At 72.8% G+C, this 16,001-nt stretch carries 11 protein-coding genes; 7 read left to right on the plus strand and 4 right to left on the minus strand.

The window, feature by feature from the left end; genetic code table 11:
- Positions 1-18 precede the first annotated feature (18 nt).
- The 3 genes from AAG895_RS03615 to AAG895_RS03625 form a co-directional block, all read right to left on the minus strand.
- Positions 19-1,536 carry a CoA-acylating methylmalonate-semialdehyde dehydrogenase gene (locus tag AAG895_RS03615; protein ID WP_345794204.1) on the minus strand — a complete coding sequence of 506 codons (1,518 nt, stop codon included), beginning with the start codon at positions 1,534-1,536 and terminating at the stop codon, positions 19-21.
- A 108-nt stretch (positions 1,537-1,644) separates the two neighbouring features.
- On the minus strand, positions 1,645-2,997 hold the full coding sequence (locus AAG895_RS03620; RefSeq protein ID WP_345794205.1) for a hypothetical protein: 1,353 nt from the start codon (positions 2,995-2,997) through the stop codon (positions 1,645-1,647).
- Positions 2,994-5,669: a hypothetical protein gene (locus tag AAG895_RS03625; RefSeq protein WP_345794206.1), complete on the minus strand. Its 2,676-nt coding sequence runs from the start codon at positions 5,667-5,669 to the stop codon at positions 2,994-2,996. The genes AAG895_RS03620 and AAG895_RS03625 overlap by 4 nt, the downstream gene beginning before the upstream one ends.
- 178 nt (positions 5,670-5,847) lie before the next feature.
- Here AAG895_RS03625 and AAG895_RS03630 point away from each other — a divergent pair, with 178 nt between their 5' ends.
- The 7 genes from AAG895_RS03630 (at position 5,848) to AAG895_RS03660 (ending at position 13,021) form a co-directional block, all read left to right on the plus strand.
- Positions 5,848-6,456: a MarC family protein gene (locus AAG895_RS03630; RefSeq protein ID WP_345794207.1), complete on the plus strand. Its 609-nt coding sequence runs from the start codon at positions 5,848-5,850 to the stop codon at positions 6,454-6,456.
- A 130-nt stretch (positions 6,457-6,586) separates the two neighbouring features.
- Positions 6,587-7,279, plus strand: a complete 693-nt coding sequence (locus AAG895_RS03635; protein ID WP_345794208.1) for a thermostable hemolysin — start codon at positions 6,587-6,589, stop codon at positions 7,277-7,279.
- Positions 7,263-8,855: an AMP-binding protein gene (locus AAG895_RS03640; protein WP_345794209.1), complete on the plus strand. Its 1,593-nt coding sequence runs from the start codon at positions 7,263-7,265 to the stop codon at positions 8,853-8,855. The genes AAG895_RS03635 and AAG895_RS03640 overlap by 17 nt, the downstream gene beginning before the upstream one ends.
- Positions 8,852-9,505: an iron-containing redox enzyme family protein gene (locus tag AAG895_RS03645; protein ID WP_345794210.1), complete on the plus strand. Its 654-nt coding sequence runs from the start codon at positions 8,852-8,854 to the stop codon at positions 9,503-9,505. Before AAG895_RS03640 ends, AAG895_RS03645 begins: the two co-directional genes overlap by 4 nt.
- 11 nt (positions 9,506-9,516) lie before the next feature.
- A complete protein-coding gene (locus AAG895_RS03650) occupies positions 9,517-10,323 on the plus strand; it encodes an SDR family oxidoreductase (RefSeq protein WP_345794211.1) in 807 nt (268 codons plus the stop codon).
- 230 nt (positions 10,324-10,553) lie between these two features.
- Positions 10,554-11,213, plus strand: a complete 660-nt coding sequence (locus tag AAG895_RS03655) for a response regulator transcription factor (protein WP_345794212.1) — start codon at positions 10,554-10,556, stop codon at positions 11,211-11,213.
- Positions 11,213-13,021, plus strand: a complete 1,809-nt coding sequence (locus tag AAG895_RS03660; RefSeq protein ID WP_345794213.1) for an ATP-binding protein — start codon at positions 11,213-11,215, stop codon at positions 13,019-13,021. The genes AAG895_RS03655 and AAG895_RS03660 overlap by 1 nt, the downstream gene beginning before the upstream one ends.
- Here AAG895_RS03660 and AAG895_RS03665 read toward each other — a convergent pair.
- Positions 12,988-15,942, minus strand: coding sequence for a CHAT domain-containing protein (locus AAG895_RS03665; protein WP_345794214.1), 2,955 nt, complete (start codon positions 15,940-15,942; stop codon positions 12,988-12,990). The genes AAG895_RS03660 and AAG895_RS03665 overlap by 34 nt on opposite strands.
- Positions 15,943-16,001: the final 59 nt, after the last annotated feature.

Below are 16,001 nucleotides of genomic sequence, written 5' to 3' on the forward strand. Positions count from 1 at the left end.
AGGCGCCGCCGCCGGGGCCTACTTGTTCACCGGCATGACGAACTCCGGCCCCTTGGCGGCGCTGTCCGGCCAGCGCTGCATCACGCTCTTGTAGCGGGTGTAGAAGCGCACGCCTTCCTCGCCGTAGGCGTGGTGATCGCCGAACAGGCTCTGCTTCCAGCCGCCGAAGGAGTGCCAGGCCATCGGCACCGGGATCGGCACGTTGATGCCCACCATGCCCACCTGCACCGACTGCGCGAAGGCCTGCGCCGTGCCGCCGTCGCGGGTGAAGCAGGCGACGCCGTTGCCATAGGTGTGGCCGTTGATCAGCTCGATTGCCTCGGCAAAGCTGCCGACGCGCACCACCGACAGCACCGGCCCGAAGATCTCCTCCTCGTAGATGCTCATGCCCGGGCGCACGTGGTCGAACAGCGTGGCGCCGAGGAAGAAGCCCTGTTCGCGGCCGGGCACGGTCAGCTCGCGGCCGTCGAGCACCAGCGTCGCGCCCTCGCGCACGCCGGCGTCGATGCAGGCGCGGATGCGGTCGCGCGCGGCGGCGGTGACGATCGGGCCCATGTCGGTGCCGGGCGCCTCGCCGTCGCCGATGCTGAGTCTGCGCGCACGCTCGACGACCTTCGCCACCAGTTCATCGGCAATGTCGCCCACCGCCACCGCGACCGAGATCGCCATGCAGCGCTCGCCTGCCGAGCCGTAGGCGGCGCCGATCAGCGCGTCGGCGGCCTGGTCGAGGTCGGCGTCGGGCATCACCACCATGTGGTTCTTGGCGCCGCCGAGCGCCTGCGCGCGCTTGCCGTGGCGGGCCGCGGTCTCGTAGATGTGGCGCGCGATCGGTGTCGAGCCGACGAAGCTCACCGCCTGCACGTCCGGATGTTGCAGCAGGCCATCGACCGCGAGCTTGTCGCCCTGCAGCACGTTGAACACGCCGTCGGGCAGGCCGGCCTCGCGGAACAGCTCGGCGGTGAGCAGCGAAGGCGAGGGGTCGCGCTCGGAGGGCTTGAGGATGAAGCTGTTGCCGCAGGCGATCGCCACCGGCGCCATCCACATCGGCACCATGAACGGGAAGTTGAAGGGCGTGATGCCGGCAGTGACGCCGAGCGGCATGCGCTGGCTCCAGTTGGCGATGCCGCCGCCGACGTTGTCCGAATGGCGTCCGCTCAGCAACTGCGGGATGCCGCAGGCGAACTCGATGACCTCGAGCCCGCGCTGCACCTCGCCCTGCGCATCCGGAAAGGTCTTGCCGTGCTCGCGCGTGATCAGGCGGGCGATGTCCTTGCTGTAGCGCTCCACGAGTTCCTGCATGCGGAACAGCACCTTGGCGCGGCGCTGCGGCGTGACCGCCGCCCAGCCGGGAAAGGCCGCGCGCGCGGCGGCGACCGCGGCCTCGACGTCGGCCGCGCTGGCGAGCGCGAGCGTGCGCGCCACCGCGCCCAGCGCGGGGTCGAACACCTCGGCACTGCGTTCGCCGGAACCGGCGTGGGGCTGGCCAGCGATCCAGTGCGGGATGTGTGCGGGGGCCTGGGTGTAGCTCGAAGTCATCGTGGGGCTGCTCCGGTTGCGGTCGTGTCCTTTTCCAGGGGCCCCCGATCGACGAAGGGGGACGGCAGGGCAGGGATGATAGCGTGCGCCACCCGCCCCGGCGGCGTCTCAGACCGCTGCCTTCAGCGCCGGCGCCTGCGCCGCGGGCTTACGGTGCTCGCGCACCAGGGTCTCGGCGCTGAAGCGGAAGCTCGACGGGTACTTGGCCTCGACCCGGTAGAGCACGCCCACCAGCCAGCGCAGGTAGGCCACGTCGCCACAGTGCTCGAAAGCCTCCTGCTGCAGGGTGGGCACTTCGCGCAGGTCGCGCAGGATCGCGCGCACCAGGCCTTCGCGGATGTCCGGGCCGTAGAACACCTCGTCGAGAATGTGCACCCGCCGCGCGGGGGTCTCGGGGGCGGCGGGGTCGCAGGGGGTGTGCTCCCACTCGGTGTGCCACCAGTGCTTGTCGTCGAGGTAGCGCGAGCGCCGCACCACGGTGTCGGGCGCGAACTTCAGGCGCAGGGTCTGCAGGGTCTGCGAGTCGATCGGCGCCAGCATGTCGTGCAGCGTGACCCAGCCGTCCGCGAACACGTGGTCGGTCCTGAAGATGAACTGCAGGTCGCCGTAGCGCGTGTCGACGGCGTCCTCGCCCACTTCCATGCGGAAGAACACGAAGTCGTAGTCGGCCTTCTGGTACTTGTCCGAAGCGGTGGTGAACTGCGAGCTGGGCACCACGTACCAGTCCTGCAGCCGCTGCAGCGACCACAGCATGCCGACGTTGGCGATGGCCTCGCGGTGCTGCGAGGCGGTGGCATGCTTGAGCCGGAACGGGAGGGCGAAGAGCGCGACGTAGAGGTCCTGCTCCGCGCGCGACATCGGCTTGAGGGCGCGGCGCAGCGCCAGCAGGTTCGCGCGCGACAGGGTGACGATGTCCTTGCAGTCGCCGCCTACCCGGCCTTCCTTGAGGGCGCGCCGCCAGATGCCGCCCTGTTTCACCTTGGCGTAGGCGCGCTTCGAGTACAGGAAGCGGAACAGCTTCTGCACCTTCTGCACTTCCTCGGCGGTGTAGGCGGTGCGCGCCTCGCGGGGAAAGCGCAGCTCGGGACGGGCGCGCGGGGCGGCCGCCCCGGACGCGGGCGCATGATCGTCCTTGTCGGGCGCGGGGGCGTCGGGTGCATCCAGCGCCCAGTAGGCCTCGCGCGCACGCTCGAGCACGGTGGCCACGTTGAGCAGGTCGAGGGCGACGTCGCGCATGAATGCGGGCGTCCCGCCGCCGTCCTCGCCCTGATAGGCCGGGATGTCCATCTCGAGCACGCCCCCTTCGCCGGCGCGGGTGTAGGGCGCCAGCACCGCCAGCGCCCCCTCGAGCAGCTCGATCGCGCGCGCCATGTCGGCGCTGGCGATGCCGTCCATGTGGCTCAGCTGGTCGGCGAGGCCTGCAGCGCTGCGCAGCAGGTCGCGAAAAGCCGAGGCCTTCATGCGTGGGTTTCGGGCGGGGCGATCGTCAGGGTGACGCCGCTGCCGGCCGCGAGCGGGGGCGTGCCGCCTTGCTGCACATAGGTGGCCAGTGCGCGCTGGTACACGCTCGCCGCCAGCTTGGCCTCGACCTCGGCCGCGCGCAGCGCGACCTCCTGCGCACGCATCGCCTCGGAGTAGGGCTCCGTGCTCGGTCGCGCGCCGACCACCGCGTCGAGGTAGAGCCCGCCGGAGGCGAGCAGCAGGGAGGCGGGCTCGATCGGAGTCTCACGGTCGAGCGTGGCCTCGCGCAGGTCGGCGGCGAGGCTGGCGATGCGCTGCGCGAGCGCGGCGTCGGCCTCCTGCTCGCCGGGCTCGGCGGTGACGCCGAACAGCGCGCCGCGCGGCCTGACCGTCGCGCCCAGCGTCAGCAGGCCGACCGAGGCGTCGAGTCCGGACCCCGGGCCTGCGCCCACCAGCAGCCGGTTGCGCGCACCGCGCGTCAGCGGCAGGGGAGCCGGCTTGGCGTATTCCTTCTTCAACAGCGTCTCGAGCGCGCCGATCACGCGCTCGAGACAGACGCCGCGTGCGTCCTCGTCGAGGTCGAAGGGCAGGCGTGCGTCGCGGAACTCCCGTACCACGGCGTGGAGGTCGCCCAGCCCGAAGCGGATCGATTCATACACCCCGCTGCCGGCGATGATCTCGACGCCGGGGATGACCTCGAAGCCGAGCTCGTCGAGGAAGATGCCGCCCTCGTGGCGGTTGTACAGGCGGTGGAACATCAGGTTGAGGGTGCGGCCCTCGTTGATGTTGCGGATCGTGGCGCTGGTCTGGTCGCGGTTCTCGACCGTGCTCTTGGTGCTGGACGTCGTGGACACCTCTTCCCGCGAATGCTGGTTCACCGCCTGCGAGGCCTTGCGGGCGACCTTGCTCACCGCCTGGCAGAAGTTCTTCAGCGAGGTGCTGCTGCCGGCGCTGGCGCTGGCCTCGGCGGTGACGCCGAAGTAGCTGCCCGACACCGAGGTGGAGAGCTTCATCTCGCTCGAGCGCTCCTGTTCGGTGCGCGTCTGGTTCTCCATCTCGCTGCTGAGGTCGTTGCCCTCGGCGCGGCTGAGGTCGAACACCGAGGTGGCCGAGCGCGTCACCGTGGTTTCCTGGGTGTAGTTGCGCGCCACGGTGACGGTGCGTTGCTCCCCCGGGGCGAGGTTGATGCTGCTCACCAGCTCGCCGACATGGCTGCCCTGCCAGCTCATGCGGTAGGACAGCCCCTCCAGCAGCGACAGCCGCGGCAGCACGGTGGCGGTGACGCCCGGCAGCGGGTGCTTGAACACGCTGTACTTCACCAGCGCCGAGCGCCCGGTGATGGAATCCTCGAACACCGGCAGCATCACCACGCAGCGCTGGCGGAAGGCCTCGCTCGCGGCGCACTGGTCCATGACCGTGCGCAGCGTGGTGCCGTCGGCGGTGACGAAGCCCTCCGGGGCGCGGTGGAAGAGGTACACCGCCTTGCCCGCCTGGCGCAGCGCCGTCTGCGTGTCCGCGACCGGGTCGCGCGAGGTGTCGACCTGGGCGTAGTCGGCGACGACCTCGGTGTGCGCCTGTTCGTCGACCACGGTGCGCACGGTCGTGCCGACGCGGAAGAAGAGGAATTTCTTCGCTTCGTAGAGCGTGCGCGTGTAGCGCGAGGTCCACTTCGCCTCGCGGCGGAACTGGCGGTAGATCTCGCCCGGCTTGACCGCCACCTCCTTGCCGTCGGGGAAGGTGAACTTGTCGTCCTTCAGAAACAGGTAGTAGCCCAGGTCGGCGGCCTGCGACACCAGGCGCTCGAGCCGGCGCTCGACGTCGTACTGGCGCATCTGCAGGCGCAGCGATTCTGTCTGCAGGCGCTCGACGGCGTCGATGTCCAGACTCTGCGCGATGATCTGCTCGATCGAGCGCGTGGTGGCCTTGCCCACCTCCTCGGCGACCTTGGCGGCGAAGTCGCGCTGCTGCAGAAGCTCGCGGAAGCAACGCTGGATGATCGCCGGACGCAGGTCGACCTCGGCGTACTCGGTGAAGGCCTGCGTCGCCTCGGCCTCCGAGGCGAACACCAGCTCGGCGCCCTCCACCTGCGCCCAGCCGGCGGCGTAGCCGTCGGGGGTGGAGAAACTGTCGAAGCGCAGCACCTCGCCGGCGCGCGGCTGCAGCAGGTAGCAGCGCCCGCTGGCGTGCTGCAGGGCGACGTCCGAGGGCGGCGTCTCCTCCGCCGCCCAGGTGATCCGCGCCGCAGCGGGTTTCGCGGGCGTGCCGAGCTCGGTGCGAAAGAGCGCGCGCCCGGGTGGCGCGCCTTCGGGCGGCGATGCGGGCGCCACGCGTACGATGCGCGGCTGCCTGCCGCCGCACAGCTCGGCCAGGCGGGCCTCGTCGGGCGGCGCGAACAGCCCCCACGCGTGCTCGAAATATTCGCGCAGCGCCGCGATCGAGACCTCGCCGCTCGGCGCCAGGCTTTGCAGGATCTCGCCCCACGGGATGTCGACCGCGCGCTTGCGGCGGAAGGCGAGCGTTGGCGCCGCCTGTCGCGCCGGAACGGGATCCTGTACGCCGAGCACCGTGGGCAGGGACGCAGACTGCGCTGCGTCATCCACCACCGGGTAGGCAGCCTCGGCGGCATCCGCGGCCAGGGGCGAAGGGGGTGTTTCAGGACCTTGCTGTGCCATGAGCGATCTCCATGCCTTGCCGCGTTCGATGGGGCGGACATGCCTTCACCATAGGAGTGCATGCCGCGATCGTCCACTTGGAGATGCCGATTTGCCGCCCACCCGCAGGGCAGCGTAGTCTGCGCGGCGCGGGACGATGGCGGGGCTGCACCCACCCGGCCCGCCCGGAGTGCATCTCATGGAATTCGCCAAGATCTTCATCACCCTGGCCGCGCTGATCAACCCGTTCGGGGCGATCCCGGTCTTCATCGGCCTCACCCATGGCCAGTCCGCGCTCGAGCGCCGGCGCACGGCGCGCACCGCCGCGCTGGCGAGCTTCATCGTGGTCGCGATCACCGCGCTCGGCGGACAGTACCTGCTCGCCGGCTTCGGCATCACCGTGCCCTCGCTGCAGGTCGGTGGCGGTGCGCTGTTGTTCCTCGTCGCGATCTCGATGTTCAACGCGCAGCCCACGCCGGGGCGCACCACCGCCGAGGAGACCCACGAGGCCGCCGAGCGCGCCAACATCGCGGTGGTGCCGCTCACCATCCCGCTGCTCACCGGGCCGGGCACGGTGAGCACGGTGATCATCTACGCCGACCAGGGGACGCGCGCGGTGCTGATGCTGCTCGGCGCCGGGTTGCTGATGGGCGTGGTGGTGTGGTTCGCCTTCAGCCTCGCCGGGCCGATCAGCCGGCTGGCGGGACGCACCGGGCTCAACATCATGACCCGGCTGATGGGCCTGGTGCTTGCCGCGCTGGCGGTGGAGTTCATCGCGGCGGGCATCCGCGCTTATGTGAACGCCTGAAGCGCGGGCGGCGAGCGCGGGGGCCGGCGCGGCGATCAGGCTACCGCGCGGCGTCGCGCCCCGCTTAAGGTCCGCTTAAGCCTCTCCCGGCAGCATCGATCCCGGTTTCACACATCGGGATCGAACAAGCATGGATCTGCCGTGGCTCGACCACCCCTCCGCATACCCCTCGACGCGCGACGCCGCCCTGTCGCAGGTGCCGCGCAGCCTTCACCTCGTCCCCGCCGATGCCGCGCGCCGCGCGGCGGTGCAGGGCTTCATCCGTGACCGCTTCGCGGCGCACTACCAGGCCGACGTGCGCCACTTCATGCCCTGCCTGTTCGGTCTCGAGGCCGACGACGGCAGCCTGCACGGCGCGGTCGGCTGCCGCAGCGCGGCGGTGCAGCCGCTGTTTCTCGAGCGCTATCTCGACGAGCCGATCGAGGACCTGATCGCCGCCCGTGCCGGCACCACGGTGGCGCGCGCCGACGTGGTCGAGGTCGGCAACCTGGCCGCACGCGGCGCCGGCCTGTCGCGCCTGCTGATCGTCGCGCTCACCCGCCTGCTCGCCGCCGAGGGCGTGCGCTGGGCGGGCTTCACCGGCACGCCGGCGCTGATCAACAGCTTCCGCCGCCTCGGCATCGTGCTGCACGGCCTGGCGCCGGCTGATCCGCGCCGGCTGGGGGTGGATCCCGAGCAGTGGCGCGCAGAGTGGGGCAGCTATTACGACAACCGCCCGCAGGTGATGGTGGCCGAGGTGCCGGGCGCCGATCGCGCGCTCGCCACGGCCGGCACGTATCGCCAGTTCGGCGCGCTGGAGGCGACATATGGCTTGTGCGCCTAAGGCCCTGTGGGCGGCGCTCGCGGCCTATGGCGAGCGGACTGCGCTGCGCGATGTGGCCGGCGAATGGAGCGGGCGGCAGGTGCTGGCCGAGGTCGAGGCCCGGCGTGCGGTGCTCGATGCGCTGGGGGCGCAGCGCGTCGCGCTGGCGCTCGACAACGGCGCCGACTGGGTGGCCTGGGATCTGGCCTTGCTCGCCAGCGGGCGGGTGTGCGTGCCGGTGCCGGGCTTCTTCTCGCCGCAGCAGCAGGCCCATGTGCTCGACAGCGCCGGCATCGACACGCTGATCGGCGACCCGGCGGTGGCGGCGCGCGTCGCGGGTTTTGTGGCGGTGGCGGCTGACGCGGGCGTGATGCGTCGCGCGGCGGAAACCGCCCCGGCTGCGACCGGGGCCACGGCCAGTACGGCGGGGGCGAGCATCTTTCGCCGTACGCCGCGTTCGGTGGTGCCTGCGTTGCCTGCCGGCACCGTCAAGATCACCTACACCTCCGGCACCACTGGCCAGCCCAAGGGCGTGTGCCTGGATGCCGCCGCCCAGCTCGCGGTGGCGCGCAGCCTGGCCGCGGTCAGCACCGCCTGCGGCGTCGAACGCCACCTGTGCGTGCTGCCGCTGGCCACGCTGCTCGAGAACGTCGGCGGCGTGTATGTCGCCTTGCTGGCCGGCGCCCGCGTCGACCTGCTGCCGCAGGCCGCGCTCGGTCTCGCCGGCGCCAGCGGTTTCGATGTCGCGCGATTCATGCAGACCCTGCACGCGCGCCAGCCGCACAGCCTGATCCTGCTGCCGCAGCTGCTGCTCGCGCTGGTCGCCGCGGTGGAGCAGGGGGCCGCGCGTCCGTCCAGCCTGCGCTTCGCCGCCGTCGGCGGCGCACGCGTGGCGCCCGCGCAGCTGCGCCGCGCCGAGGCGCTCGGCATCCCGGCCTTCGAAGGCTACGGCCTGTCCGAATGCGCCTCGGTGGTGTGCGTGAACACGCCGGGCGCGTGCCGCATCGGCACGGTCGGGCCGCCGCTCGCGCATGCCGCGGTGCGCCTGGCCGCCGATGGCGAGGTCGAGGTGCGCGGCGCGCGCATGCTCGGCTACCTCGGCGAGCCGGCGCCTGCGGGCGAGTGGCTGCCGACCGGCGACCTCGGCCACTTCGAGGACGGCTTCCTGGTGCTGCACGGGCGCAAGAAGCACCAGTTCGTCACCGCCTTCGGGCGCAACGTCAATCCGGAATGGGTGGAGGCCGAGCTCGCCGAGCAGGCGCCGATCGCCCAGGCCTGGGTGCATGGCGAGGCGCTCGCCGCCAACGTCGCGGTGATCGTGCCGCGCCGCGCCGACTGCGCCGATGCCGAGATCGACGCGGCGCTGGCGGCCGCCAACGCGACCCTGCCCGACTACGCCCGCGTGCAGCGCTGGCTGCGCGCCGACGCCCCCTTCACTCCGGCCAACGGGCTGCTCACCGCCAACGGCCGCCTGCGCCGCGCGGCGCTCGTCGAGCGCTACCTGGCGCGCATCGCCGCCTGCGCTGAGCTGGACGTCCTCGCGGATCCGGTCGACCCCGCCCCCTTCCTTCCTCTTGAAAACGAGATCGACGCATGACTTTCTTCCAGACTCTGCAGGACCGCACCGCCGCCGAACGCGACTATCTGCTCGCCGCTCCGGTGCTGCACCACGCGGTGGCGGGCACGCTGCCGCGCCACACCTACGTCGCTTTCCTCACCGAGGCCTACCACCACGTCAAGCACACCGTGCCGCTGCTGATGGCCTGCGGCGCCCGCCTGCCCGAGCGCCACGAGTGGCTGCGCAGCGCGATCGCCGAGTACATCGAGGAAGAGCTCGGCCACCAGGAGTGGATCCTCAACGACCTCGCCGCCTGCGGCGCCGACCCCGAGGCGGTGCGCCACGGCCAGCCGGCGCTGCCGACCGAGCTGATGGTGTCCTACGTCTACGACCGCATCGCCCGCCACAACCCGGTGAGCTTCTTCGGCATGGTCAATGTGCTCGAGGGCACCAGCATCGCGCTCGCCACCCGCGCCGCGAGCGCGATCCGCGGCAGCCTCGGCCTGCCGCCGGCGGCCTTCAGCTACCTCAACTCGCACGGCAGCCTCGACCAGGAGCACATCCGCTTCTTCGAGGGGCTGATGAACCGGCTCGACGACGACGCCGACCGCGAGGCCGTGGTGCACACCGCGCGCGTGGTGTATCGCCTCTATGGCGACATGTTCCGCAGCCTGCCGCTGGCGCAGTGAGGGCGAAGGCGATGGAGCTTGCGAACTGCAAGGTGCTGCTCACCGGCGCCAGCGGCGGCATCGGCCAGGCGCTGGTCGAGCAGCTGTGCGCGGCGGGTGCCGAGGTGCTGGCGGTGGCGCGTGACCCGGGCCCGCTCGCCGCGCTCATGGCGCGTTTCCCGGGCCGCGTGCGCCGTGTTGCCGCCGACCTCGCCGATGCGGCCGGGCTCGACGCGGTGGCCGCCGCCGCGCAGGCCTGGGGCGGGGTCGATTGCGTGATCCAGGCCGCGGGCGTGAATCGCTTCGGCCTGCTCGAGCAGCAGGACGACGCCGCCCTCGCGCAGCAGCTCACGGTGAACCTGCTGGTGCCGATGCAGCTCACCCGCCGCCTGCTGCCGCTGTTGCGCCAGCCGCGGCGCGCGCTGCTGATGTTCGTCGGCTCGACCTTCGGCACCATCGGCTTTCCCGGCTTCAGCGCCTACAGCGCGAGCAAGTTCGGCCTGCGCGGCTTTGCCGAGGCGCTGCGCCGCGAGCTCGCCGACAGCGGCATCCGCGTGCTGTACCTGGCGCCGCGTGCCACGCAAACCGCGATGAACGCCGACGCCGTGGTGGCGATGAACGCCGCGCTGGGCGTGGCGATGGACGTGCCGCAGCAGGTCGCGGCGCAGATCGTGCAGGCCCTGCGCGACGAGGCGCCCGAGCGCGCGCTCGGCTGGCCGGAGAAGCTCTTCGTGCGCCTGAACCGGCTGCTGCCCCGGGTCGTCGATCGCGCGCTGCGCAAGCAGCTGCCCACGGTGAAGCGCTTCGCCGCGGCGCAGGGCGAGGGCGGCCGCGGCTGAGTTTCGCCCCCGATGCGCCGCGCGCCTGGCGCCCCGGGGAGCAACCGTCGGTAGGAGCAACGGTCTGCGGGAGCAACGGTCTGTGGGAGCGGGCTTGCCCGCGAATGTCGCCAGATCAAGCACCACTTTCGCGGGCAAGCCCGCTCCCACGCAACGCGCGCGTCGCTGCGCGCGAAGCTGGCACGCCCGCCGCGGAAGGCGTCAAATACACCCCCGAGGAGGAACCCCCGATGCGCATCCTGCTGGTCGAGGACGACGAGGCGCTGGGCGAAGGCATCCGCGTCGCGCTCAAGCCCGAGCACTACACCGTGGACTGGGCGCACGACGGCGCCAGCGCGCTGCACGCGCTCACCCATGAGGACTTCGGCCTCGCGATCCTGGACCTTGGCCTGCCGCGCATGGACGGGCTCGAGGTGCTGCGCCGGCTGCGCGCCACCGCCAACCCGACACCGGTGCTGGTACTGACCGCGCGCGACGCCACCGCCGACCGCATCGCCGGGCTCGACGCCGGCGCCGACGACTACCTGGTCAAGCCCTTCGACGTCGACGAGCTCAAGGCCCGCATCCGCGCGCTGCTGCGGCGCAGCGTCAATCGCGCCCAGCCCGCGCTGCACTACCGCGACGTCAGCCTCGATCCGGTCGCCCAGCAGGTGAGCTACCGTGGCCAGCCGGTGGCGCTGCAGAGGAAGGAGTTCCTGCTGCTGCACGAGCTGCTCGCCCAGCCCGGCCGCGTGCTCACCCGCGACCGCCTGCAGCAGGTGCTCTACGGCTGGGACGAGGAGGCCGAGAGCAACGCCCTCGAGGTGCATATCCACCACCTGCGCAAGAAGCTGTTCCCCGAGCTGATCCGCACCGTGCGCGGCGTCGGCTATCTGGTGGACAAGGCCTGATGCGCTCGATCCGCAGCCGCACGCTGGCGCTGGTGCTCGGCCTGCTCGCGCTGGGGCTGAGCGCGATCTCGCTGGTCAGCTATCGCGACGCGCGCCACGAGATCGAGGAGCTGTTCGACGCCGAGCTCGCCCAGCAGGCGCGCCTGTTGGCCGGCATGATCCCGGCCGGGATGGCGCCGGCGGCGCGGCTCGCGCTGCAGCAGGCGCTCGACGAGGCAGTGGTCGGTAGCGCGGCGGCGGGCGCACGAGAGGCGGAAGGCGCGGGCGCGGGTGAAGGCGATGAGGCGCGCCTGCAGGGCCATGAGTACGAGAGCAAGCTCGGCTTCGTGGTGCTCGACGACCAGGGCGCCAGCCTGCTGCGTTCGGCGAGTGCGCCCGTCGCCGCGCTCGCGCGCCTGCTGGGCGCTTCGTCGTCCGCCCAGTCCGCGGCTTTGCCAGCTGCGCCGGCCGTCCCGCCCGCCGCTGCGCCAGCCTCCGATCCGTCTGCCGCCGCCTCGTCGTCCCCGGGGTCGCCCGTCGCGCCGCCCGCTGCGTCGCCTGCCGAACCCTCCACGGCTGCCGCGGCGCACGCGCCGGCGGCTCCACGGCGGCTCGACGCGCATCTTGCCGGCTATCACACGGTCGCCATGGACGATGGCGACTGGCGGCTGTTCGTGCTGCGCGACGCGCGCGACCGCCAGTGGATCGTGGTCGGCGAACGCCAGGACGTGCGCGGCGAGCTCGTCGGCCGCATCACGCTGCGCAGCCTGCTGCCCGACCTCGTCGGCTTGCCGCTGCTCGCCCTGCTGGTGTGGCTGGCGATCGGCTGGGGGCTGCGCCCGCTCGCGCGCGTGGTGCAGCGCCTCAAGGCGCGCGACCCCGACAAGCTGTCGCCGCTCGAGGTGGACGACGTGCCGCAGGAGCTCGAACCCGTGGTCGCCTCGCTCGACCGCCTGCTGCTGCAGCTGACCGCACTCCTCGAGCGCGAGCGCCGTTTCCTCGCCTATGCCGCGCACGAGCTGCGCACGCCGCTCGCGGTGCTGCGCATCCACGCCCAGAACGCGCTCCAGGCGCCCGACCCGGCAGACCGCGATGCCGCCCTGCGCCAGCTCGAGGGCGGCATCGAGCGCGCCACCCGGGTGGTGGCCCAGCTGCTGACCCTGGCGCGCCTGGAGCCCGAGGCCGGCAACCGGCAGACGGCGCCGATCGATCTGCTCGCGCTCGCGCGCCGGGAGCTCGCCGAGCTCACCCCGCTGGCGCTCGAGCGCGGGCAGGAGCTGGCACTCGAGGTCGCGGGCGAGGCGGACGAGGGGAACGATCAGGGCGATGCGTCCGAGGTGGCCGGGTCGGACGAGCGGGGCGACGTGGCCGATACGCCCGGAACGACCGAGCTGGCGGGTCGGAGTACCCCGGCCGCCGGGCGCGCGCGTCCGTCCGACTTCCGTCTGTTCGCCGATGCGTCCGGGCTCGGCATCCTGCTGCAGAACCTGGTCGGCAATGCGGTGCAGCACACGCCGGCCGGCGGGCGGATCCGCGTGCTGCTCGAAGCCGGCGCCGAGGCGCTCACGCTGCGCGTGCAGGACAGTGGCCCGGGCGTGCCGCCGGCCCTGCGCAGCAAGGTGTTCGAACGCTTCTTCCGTGCCGGCAGCGGCTCGGGCGCCGGTCTCGGGCTGGCCATCGTGGCCCGTATCGTCGAACTGCACGGCGGCACGATCGCGCTCGGTGACAGCCCGCTCGGCGGGCTGGAGGTGCGCGTGGACCTGCCGCGGGCGTCGCGTCGGTCAGGCTTGCCGGGTCAGGCGCCGGTGAGCGCGAACGCCCCCCAGTAGCGCGCGGCAGAGAAGGGCCGGCTGGCTGGGTCGACGCTCCGGAAATGGCGATGCAGGCTGTCGAGCTCGGCGTCGGCGGCGCCGTCCTCGGCGTGCAAGGTGGCGCGGATGCGGATCGTGGCCGCGGCGAGGCTGCGTGCGTCGGCTTCGCGCAGCCAGGCGCGGGCGTGCGCGACCGCGGCCGCAGGCGTGGCGCCGTCGAGCAGCAGGGCGTACAGGCGGCTGTTGAACAGCATCGCGGCGGCGTCGTTCACCGCCCAGGTGGTGCCGATGACGCCCCCCACGCCGGCGAGCATGAGCGCGAGCGGGAAGCCGAGCGTCTCGTCGGGGAGCGCGCGGCGCTCCGCCTGGGCGGAGAAGCAGGCCGACAGCGTGGCGAGGCGCGCGCCCGCGATCGTCGTGCGTGCGCCCAGCAGGTCGGCGAGCTGCAGGCTGTCGTTGCCGGCGAGCAGGAGCGCGCTCTGCAGCGGGTCGGCGTGGGCGAAGTGGCCGTGGCAGGCGAGGTGCAGCCAGCGTGCCGGGGTGTCGTTATGCAGCAGGCGACCGAGCGTGGCCTGGTCGCCGACATGGACCTCGATCGCGAGGCCGCGCTGGCGGTGCAGGTGGGCGATCCAGCGTGCTTCGGCGCGGGCGAAGGGGAGCGGCGGCAGCTCCGCGCGTTCCGGGTCGGCGAGCACGATCGCGCCCGCGGGCTGCACACGAGCGCCTGCTGAGCTGGCGGCCGCGACCGCGAGCGCGGCAGCGGAGGGTGCGAGGCTGAAGGTGGCCCCGTCGCTGGTCGCGATCTGCAGCGGCAGGATGCCGAGCGAGCCCAGGGGAATCAGGCAGCTCGGCGCCGCGCCGAGCTGCACAAGCCAGTCTTCGAGCGGAGCCAGCAGCGGCATGCGCAATGCGTGGTCGATGTCGCGCAGCGCGTCGTCGAGCTGCGCGCTGGCTGCATCCTCGCCGAGCAGGGTGGCGTCGGTGTCCATCAGCTGGTGGGCGAGCGGGCGGGCGCGGGCGCTGTCGAGGCCGTCGAGGAGCAGGACGTCCAGGCGGCCGTCGGCCAGCGCCGCCACTGCGGCAGTGCCGTGGATGGTCGCCATCAGGTAGACCAGGCTGCACCCGATCGATCGCGCCAGCGTGCGGATGGCCTCGGTGTCGACGGCCGTCGCACCCGCGCCTGCGTTGCTGCCGACGGTGCGCAGGAGCTGGCGCAGCGCGGCATAGGCCTGCTGCAGCGCGTTGCGCAGGCGTGCCTGCTCGGCCGCCGTGGGGTCGGGGCCGTCCTTGCCCGCGTCGGTGCGGCGGGCGTGGAGCAGCGTGGGGTCGACACCGAATGCCGCAGCCAGGCGGGCGACCGCGGTCGCCATTTCCTGCTCCGGGCTGAGCTCGCGGGCGCGGCGCAAGGCGTCCTCGCCCGCCTGCACCTGCCTCAGCGCGGCCAGCAGCCGTGCATGCTCGGAGCTGCGCCCCCGGGCAAAGAGATCGGCGGCCAGGTGGGCGGCGCGCAGCGCGTCGGCGAGCGCGCGGTTGCGCGACAGCTCTGCCAGGCGCAGGGCTTCGGCCGCTCGGCCGGTGCGTGCCGCCGCGTAGGCGGCGAAGAGCGCATCGCCGCGCATGCTCTCGAGCTCGCGCGCGCGGTGCGTGGGGTCGGCGAAGTCCTCGAACACCTCGGTGCCGAGATCGGCGGCGGCGCGGTAGGCGGCGAAGGCGCGCTCGAAGTCCCCGATCTCGTGCGCGAACTCGCCCCAGCGGCGCGCCACCGCGAGCACCAGGCGCGGTTGCTGGCTGGCCTCGGCGGCGGCGAGCCCTTCGGCGAACACCGGGTGGGTGGCGTCGATGCGGTCCCAGCGCCCGAGGCTGGGCAGGCGCCCGAGCAGGCGTGCGGCGCCGCCGAGCCAGTGCGCACGCAGCGCGGGCGGTGCGTCGGTGCCGAGCTGGCGCAGCACGCCCTCGTGTGCGGCGAGCTGCTGCAGCAGCCAGGGCATGCGATCCGCATCCGGCATGTGGTAGAGGGCGTCGAGCTCGGCATCGAGCGCCGAGGCCTGGCGGGCGATGGCGGCCCAGCCCTGCCTGCGCAGGGCGGCGTTGGCGTTGCGGGCCTCGATCGCGTCGGCTTCGGCCTGCGCGGCGTCGGCCAGCTCGCGGGCAGCGGCGGGCGAGGCGGCACCCGACCATTCCGGATAGGCCAGCGCGAGGGCGCGCAGGGCGCGGACGCGGCCGACGGGGTCCTCGTGCTCGGGGCGCTGGTCCAGCGCGATGTGCAGTTCGCGGATGGCCTTGTCGACGTTGTTGGCGCGTACGCCGCCGCGGCGCTGCAGGTAGAGCCGCGCCAGGGTGTAGTGGGCGCGCGCCCGGACGGCGCGCGGCGCCGGCGGGTCGGCGGCGTCGACCAGGCCCACGGCTTCGGTCTGGCAGGCGATCGCCTCGTCGAGCGCGGCGTCGATGTCGCCGGTCCTGCGCAGGGACAGCAGAGTGGCGAAGTTGCCCAGCAGCGGCGGGAGTTGCGCAGGGTCGATGGCGCGCTGGGTGTCGATCGCCGCCCGATACAGCGCGGCCGCTTCGTCGAAGGCCGCCGGGGTGGCCGCGGGATGGACGAAGAGGGCGTTGGCGAGACCCGTGGTCGCGGCCAGCCAGGCGTCGGGATCCGGGCCGGGGGCGGCTCCCGCGAGGATGCGGCGATACAGGGCCTGGGCACGTTCGACGTTGTCGCTGCGGTCGCCCTGCGGGCATTCGAGCAGATGACTGGCGAGGAGCGCGGCCGCCTCGCGCCATGCTTCCGCGTTGGCGTCAGGGCTGAGGCTGTCGGTGACCTGCTGCAGCGCGGCGACCGTGTCTGCGCTCGTATTGTGCGGATCCCGGGTGCGCAGGCTGGCGAGCCGAGTGAGGGCGTCGTGCGTTTTCAGGGGAGCTCCGTCGCGTTCGTGGGCAGCCTTCATTAGCCAATGTAGACCGCGCGGCGGCGGTCCCGCAATCGATGGAAGGCCGCCGCGTCCGG

Origin of the sequence: Thauera sp. JM12B12 (assembly GCF_039614725.1) — a bacterium.
Classification (GTDB): Bacteria; Pseudomonadota; Gammaproteobacteria; order Burkholderiales; family Rhodocyclaceae; genus Thauera.

Excerpts from the sequence above, each read along its gene's own strand:
- AAG895_RS03635 (WP_345794208.1), top strand. The coding sequence starts at position 6,587 with ATGGATCTGCCGTGGCTCGACCACCCCTCCGCATACCCCTCGACGCGC.
- AAG895_RS03655 (WP_345794212.1), top strand. The coding sequence starts at position 10,554 with ATGCGCATCCTGCTGGTCGAGGACGACGAGGCGCTGGGCGAAGGCATC.
- AAG895_RS03665 (WP_345794214.1), bottom strand. The coding sequence starts at position 15,942 with ATGAAGGCTGCCCACGAACGCGACGGAGCTCCCCTGAAAACGCACGAC.
- AAG895_RS03615 (WP_345794204.1), bottom strand. The coding sequence starts at position 1,536 with ATGACTTCGAGCTACACCCAGGCCCCCGCACACATCCCGCACTGGATC.
- AAG895_RS03640 (WP_345794209.1), top strand. The coding sequence starts at position 7,263 with ATGGCTTGTGCGCCTAAGGCCCTGTGGGCGGCGCTCGCGGCCTATGGC.
- AAG895_RS03625 (WP_345794206.1), bottom strand. The coding sequence starts at position 5,669 with ATGGCACAGCAAGGTCCTGAAACACCCCCTTCGCCCCTGGCCGCGGAT.
- AAG895_RS03645 (WP_345794210.1), top strand. The coding sequence starts at position 8,852 with ATGACTTTCTTCCAGACTCTGCAGGACCGCACCGCCGCCGAACGCGAC.
- AAG895_RS03650 (WP_345794211.1), top strand. The coding sequence starts at position 9,517 with ATGGAGCTTGCGAACTGCAAGGTGCTGCTCACCGGCGCCAGCGGCGGC.
- AAG895_RS03620 (WP_345794205.1), bottom strand. The coding sequence starts at position 2,997 with ATGAAGGCCTCGGCTTTTCGCGACCTGCTGCGCAGCGCTGCAGGCCTC.
- AAG895_RS03630 (WP_345794207.1), top strand. The coding sequence starts at position 5,848 with ATGGAATTCGCCAAGATCTTCATCACCCTGGCCGCGCTGATCAACCCG.
- AAG895_RS03660 (WP_345794213.1), top strand. The coding sequence starts at position 11,213 with ATGCGCTCGATCCGCAGCCGCACGCTGGCGCTGGTGCTCGGCCTGCTC.